The 1,026-nt window shown below is 41.6% G+C and carries 1 protein-coding gene; it reads right to left on the bottom strand.

Features of this window, described 5'->3' with window-relative positions:
- Positions 1-388: 388 nt before the first annotated feature.
- The coding region (locus HP456_RS24305; protein ID WP_216663422.1) for a transposase at positions 389-1,026 on the bottom strand (638 nt) is incomplete at its 5' end.

Here is a 1,026-nt window from a genome sequence, read left to right as displayed (position 1 = left end):
AAGACGAAGACTCCCTCGGAAAAAGTTATTATGACGGGTATTCAAACCACTTAATCTGTTTTTGAAAATTTTTTATCATGATACCTAGTCTGAATTAATTCCTATATTTTTAATTTGTTCAAAATATAGGAATCTTTGGTTACGCGTTGCGTCAAGAGACTGGAAGGGTCTCCCGTTTTTTTATTTTATGGGCACATATTGTCTCTGCTTTTTTAGGGGACTTACCCTCCCATATCTCTTGGCATCTTGTGCCTACATTCCTTCGTTGGGTCTCTTCCTAACGCAGAGGCCGGCATACGCTCCTGCATGGACTGATCAATTGATCGTCGAAAGTCTTCTTTGGGCCGGCTTCTCAGTGTCTGGGTTGTTAGTATTTCTTCATTAAAGTTTAAGCTGCTTGTTGATAGGTGAGAAAAGGCATATCCCGCATCATGCGATCTAAATCAAAAGTAGATTCTTGGTGGCTTAGACCATGAAAAATCTGAAGGAGTTTTCGACACAGGATGACCAACGCTTCTTTTTTAGATACCGGATTCTCTCGATTGGAACTGTAAAACTCATAAAGTGAACGAAATGCCGGATTCGCATGAAGTAAAGGAATCACGGCTTTGTATAATAGCGCTCTTAGCCTTCTGCGTCCTCGTTTGGAAATTCTTTTCTTTCCTTCAGATTTACCGGATGAATTCGTGATGAGAGTGAGTCCCGCAAGTTTGAATAATTGGCGTGGATTCTTATATCGTTTCAATGAGCCGGTTTCGGAAAGAAGCTCCAAGACAGTGTTTTCACTGATTCCTGGAATGGACGTAAGAAACTCAAAATCCGTCAGTTGTCTGGCAAGGTCCACTAGATCTTCGGTTAATGAGTCAATTTGTGAATCATACAGGTCCATCTGCTGAATCAACATCGTGATTTCAGCACGTGCCATCTCAGGACTGTCCCGAAGACCAATTGAATACTCAGCCACTTGAAGTAATCGCTCCACCTTTTTCTTTGAGAGACAGCGAACGCCACTTTTCTGAAGAGTAT

Origin of the sequence: Bacillus haikouensis (assembly GCF_013179555.1) — a bacterium.
Classification (GTDB): domain Bacteria; phylum Bacillota; class Bacilli; order Bacillales; family Bacillaceae_B; genus Rossellomorea; species Rossellomorea haikouensis_A.
Note: the sequence above shows the minus strand (reverse complement) of the source record. Positions and strands in the feature narration are given on the sequence as shown.